Genomic DNA, 5141 nt, shown 5'->3' with positions numbered 1-5141 from the left:
CCGGCGCGCGCCGGGCGCGCGGGCACCCGAGAGCAGAGCTGAGGGGGACATGGGTTCCTTTCGGAGGGCCGCCGGGAACGCGGCGGCACGCGGGAAGGCCGGTCGGACGCGGACCCGAGGGGCGTGGTCAGCGCCCGACCGGGGACAGGGATCAGCCCACCCGAACCAGCTGCCACTGCTGGTTGGCGCCGTTCCAGTCGTCGTACTGCACGACATTCGCGCCATCCGCGGCCGAGGCGCCCTGGATCTCGACAGCCTTCCCGCTGTGCCTGCTGACCAGCTTGGCGTAGCCGCCGGACAGAGTGACCCGGAACTGCTGGTTGGTGCCATTCGTGTCGGACCACTGCACGATCGCGGCGCCGTTGGAGGTGGACCAGTTGTAGACGTCCAGGACCTTGCCGGAGTGGCGTGACCTCACCCGGTAGTGGCCGCCGCCGGAGTCCACGAACTGCCACTGCTGCTGGTTGCCGTCGTTGCGCGCCCACTGGGTGATCCGCGCACCGTCGTTGGTGGCCAGGTTGTAGACGTCCAGGGCTTTCCCGCTGCCGCGGTTCACCAGCACGTACCACGCGTTGGTATCGATGTCCGACGGCGGAGGCGTAGTGCCGCTGTTGAGCGCGTCCAGCACAGCGGTGTAAGCGGGCTTCTTGGCTCCGGAGTTGTCGAACAGCAGGGGGTTCTGGCCGGTCCGCCAGGAGTCGCTGTCGCGGATGCCCCACACGGTGATCCCGGTGCACCGGGCGACCGCCAGGCAGGAGCGGGTCACGCTGGCGTATACCGAAGCCTGGTTGGAGCCGGCGATGTCCAGTTCGGTGATCTGCACGTCGACGCCGAGGTCGGCGAAGCGCTGGAGGTTGGCCTGGAAGTCCGAGGGGACCGAGTTCGTCAGGTGCGCCTGAAAGCCGACACAATCGATGGGCACGCCGCGCGCCTTGAAGTCGCGCACCATGGTGTAGATCCCGGTGCTCTTCGCGTTGACGCCGTCGGTGTTGTAGTCGTTGTAGCAGAGCTTCGCGCCCGGGTCCGCGGCGCGGGCGGCGCGGAAGGCGGCCTCGATCCAGTCGTTGCCGGTGCGCTGCAAGTTGGAGTCCCGGCGGGCGCCGGAGCTGCCGTCGGCGAACGCCTCGTTGACGACGTCCCAGGAGTGGATCTTGCCGCGGTAGTAGGAGGCCACCCTGGTGACGTGGTTCATCATGGCCGAGCGCAGCGCCCCGCCGCTCATGTTCTGCGACCACCCCGGCTGCTGGGAGTGCCACAGCAGCGCGTGCCCGCGCACCGACATGCCGCGGGAGAGCGCGTGGTTGACGATGCGGTCGCCGTTGGCGAAGGTGAAGTTCCCCTGGGACGGCTCGGTGGCGTCCCACTTCATCTCGTTCTCGGCGGTGACGCTGGTGAACTCGCGGTTGAGGATTCCGGTGTAGGTGCCGTCGCCGAGCTTGTGCCCGGCGACCGCGGCACCGAAGTACCGCCCGCGCTCGGCGGCGGCGGTGCCCAGTGTCGACCCCGCCGCCGCGGTGCCGGTGACGGCCGCCATCAGCCCGGTGACCACCGCCACGACGATGGTCAGCGCGAGCGCCGGCCACGCCCGGCGGAGGCCCGCACTCCGGTTCGGTTCTCTCATCAGTCACTTCCTTCGGTTGTCCGCGCGCCGGACACGACGCGTCCGGTCGTCCGTGCATCGGCCCCGGCCCGCCGACGTGGCCGGGGACATCCGTCAGATGAAGCGCCAGAGGTTCGCCGTCGCGCCGCTGTCCTCCCGCAGCACCGCCTGGGCTCCCTGGGCGGTGGCCGAGAGCCCGACCACCCGGCCACCGTTGGCGGACTGGATTCGGAAGCACCCGTTGTTCCCGTACCGCAACCGCCACCGCTGGCCGGGCGAGCCGGTGGCGCCCCACTGCACGAGCCGCACGCCGTCGGCCTGGCCGTCGTTCTCCGCGACGAGCAGCTTGGCGCTGTGGGAGTTGCGCAGGGTGAAGAACCCGTCCGGTCCGGGCTGGGCCGTCCAGAGGTGGTCGGCGGTGCCGGTGTCATCCCACTGGAGCACCGCCGCCCCGTCGGCGGTGGACATGTCGCGCACGCCCAGCACCATCCCGGTGGCGAGGTTCTGCACCCGGCGGACGCCGTCGGGCACGAAGCGCCACCGGTTGTCCGCGGACCCGTCGTCGGGGGTCTGCACCGCCTGCGCACCCGCTGTGGTGGCGCCGTTGAGGATGCCGAGCAGCTTGGCGCTGTGGGAGTTGCGGAGCCGGTGGGTGCCGTCGCCGTTGTCGATCACCGTCCACCGGTGGTCCGCGGTGCCGGTGTCGCCCCATTGCAGGGCCCGCGCGTTGTCCGCCGTGGACATGTTCTCCACGCCAAGGACCTTGCCGCTGTTGAGGTTGCGCAGCCGCACGGCCGGGCCGTCGGCCACGACCTGCCAGACATGGTCCCGGGTGCCGCTGTCGTTCCACTGCACCGCGAGGCCGCCGTCCGCGGTCGACATGTCCCGCACGCCGAGGACCAGTCCCGTGCCCGCGTTGACCAGCCGGTACCCCGCCCCCGCGGCACCGCCCACACGCCAGTACACCGTGTAGTTGTAGCCGTGCGCGTCGTGGAACGGGCCCAGTCTGACCTCGGAGCCGTTGGCGCGCGCGGTGAACGCCAGCGTCGACGTGCTGGTCCTGGTGATCGAGGCGAGGTCGATGGCCGGCGGGGCCGACAGCGTCGCGCTGCCGTAATCGCCGGCGAGCACCGCGGGCCCGTACGTCACCGCCACCACGTTCGGATCGTCGTTGGCGGGTTCGACGACCACGCGCATCGGGAGCCTGACGGTGACCACGTCCCCGGGCGACCACGTCCTGGTGAGCGCGGCGTAGCTGCCGGGGGTGGTGGCGATGCCCTGCGGGGTCCCGTTGACGCTGATCGTCGCCCCGCTGGTCCACGCGGGCACCCGCACGCGCAGCGTCCACTGCCCCGCCGTGCCGCCGACGGTCAGCGTGGTGGTGTCCGAGTGCGGGTAGGAGGTCGTCTGGGTGACGGTCACCCCGCGCTGCGACCAGGTCAGGGTCGAGGGGATGAACAGGTTCACCGTCAGGGTCGAGCCGCTGTGGAAGTAGACCGAGTCCGCCAGCCGGGTGTTGACCTCCAGCGCCGTGCCCTGGCAGCACCAGAACGTCGTGTAGTCGGTGCTCCAGGTGCCGCCGCCCCACGCCGGTCCGGTGCTGCCCCTGCGGTGGCCGGGGTTCAGGCCGGTGAAGTAGCAGATGTGGCCGTGGCTCGACGCCGGGTTCTGCTGGCCGAGCAGGTGGTTGAGCAGCGCGCGCTCGTAGAAGTCGAAGTACTGCGAACGGTTCGGGTCCAGCAGCCACAGCTCGCGGGTCAGCTTGAGCATGTTGTAGGTGTTGCACGCCTCGGCGGTGTCGGTGTTGAGGTAGGCGGCGATGGCGTTCGGCGCGCGGAAGTGCTCGGCCTGGCTGTTGCCGCCGATGGCGTAGGTGTGCGCGCCGACGGTGATGTCCCAGGCGTTGACGGCGATGTCGCGGTAGCGGGTGGTGCCCGATGCCTTGTACTCGCGCGCCGCGCCGATCCACTTGGGCACCTGGGTGTTGGCGTGCAGCCCGTTGAGCCGGTCCTGGCGGTTGGCCAGCGGGTCGAACACGGCGGCGTGGTCGAAGCGCTGGGCGACGGCCAGCCAGCGGGTGTCGCCGCTCTGCTGGCACAGGTCCGCCAGCAGAGCGTTCATCCCGCCGAACTCCGTGCGCAGGACGTTCTGCATCTGCTGGGTGCTCAGCCTGCCCGTGCGCCAGTCCACCCAGCCCGCGAACCGCAGCAGCACGTCGCGGGCCTGCAGGTTGTCGGCGTAGCGCCAGGCGTCGAGCAGGCCGGCGAGCGTCTTGTGCAGGGAGTAGTAGGAGACCGAGACGGGGTTGCCCGCCTCCAGCGCGGCGATGTCGGACTCCGGGAAGCCGGACAGGTAGCCCGCGCCGAACCCGGCGGCGGCGTTGTTGGCCTGGCACTTGGCCAGTTCGGCGACCATGAGGTTCGCCCGGTCGCGGCAGGCGGTGTCGCCGAGGACCGCGGAGGCGAACGACCAGGCGCTGAGGAAGTGCCCCTGGCTGTGGGTGCGGAAGGGGAAGTCGGGCGCTTCCCACCCGCCGAGCGCCTGCGCGCCGTTCGTGGACAGCCGGTGGTTCGCCCGGAAGTTGTACAGCAGCCGGTTGACGTCGACGGCCTTCAGGTAGGCGAGCGTCCGGGACTGGTTCTCCATCCAGCGGCTCGGCGTCAGCCGGACCTGGTTGAGCGGGAACGCCTGCGCCGCGGCGCCGATGTCGCCCCGGGTCGGGGGGATCTCGGCGAGCGCGGTGCCCGGCGCGAGGCCGGGCAGCGCGGATGCCGCCGCGACGAGACCGGCGGTCTGCAGCAGTGTTCGACGGTTCAGCGGCACCGGTGGCATGCGCTCTCCTCGGAGGCTCGCCCGGCGGACGACCGCATGCCGCGCGCGGCGGCGGGACGGCACCGGTCGACCCAGGGGGATCGGGTGTGTGGAGCGGTCCCGCCGACTGGTCGGCACTCCGTGAGGACCGGGTGCGCGATGGTCCCGGCCGAGCCAGTATCGGCACGGCGTTCTTCCGGCGCAAGCCCCGGCCGACTCCCGAGCCCGCCAATGTTCACGATCACACGCACTGTCATCTGCATTCTTGCGAAACTCATGAGCAACCAGCGATAGCCCCACAGCTTTGCCATCTGAGCTGGCTGAACCCGCCCGGCACCACCCCTGCCGCAATTTGCGTTAGCGTTCACACGAAATGTTTCGGAGTTGTTGACGCTACGCGGCGCGCGTGTCTACATTGTGTGAAGTTGCGCTCCCGAGCCACTGCCCTGACCGTCGCCGATGACGATGGGATCTCACGATGCGCGCCCTCGCCGCCGCCCCGCCCCCGCCCCGGCTGCTCGCGCCGCCCCTGCTCGCCTGAGGCGACCCGCTCCACCCCGCCCCCGTGCGCGGGACCTCCAGTCCCGGGCGGTCCCGCGCACGGCGCTCCTGCACCCCTTGAAGCGGGCACGGGCTGACCAGGCTCCACCAGGACCGCGGTCGACTCTGCCCTGATCCGAAGTGGAGAGACACGATGCCCAGACGACGCAATGCCGGCCGAACCAGGAGT

At 70.8% G+C, this 5141-nt stretch carries 2 protein-coding genes; both read right to left on the bottom strand.

Features of this window, described 5'->3' with window-relative positions; all coding sequences use genetic code 11:
* Nucleotides 1-151: 151 nt before the first annotated feature.
* Nucleotides 152-1621: a glycoside hydrolase family 10 protein gene (locus tag ACFPM7_RS30270; protein WP_378251267.1), complete on the bottom strand. Its 1470-nt coding sequence runs from the start codon at nt 1619-1621 to the stop codon at nt 152-154.
* 93 nt (nt 1622-1714) lie between these two features.
* A complete protein-coding gene (locus ACFPM7_RS30265; RefSeq protein ID WP_378251266.1) occupies nt 1715-4432 on the bottom strand; it encodes a beta-L-arabinofuranosidase domain-containing protein in 2718 nt (905 codons plus the stop codon).
* Nucleotides 4433-5141: the final 709 nt, after the last annotated feature.

Origin of the sequence: Actinokineospora guangxiensis (assembly GCF_042657845.1) — a bacterium.
GTDB lineage: Bacteria > Actinomycetota > Actinomycetes > Mycobacteriales > Pseudonocardiaceae > Actinokineospora > Actinokineospora guangxiensis.
Note: the sequence above shows the minus strand (reverse complement) of the source record. Positions and strands in the feature narration are given on the sequence as shown.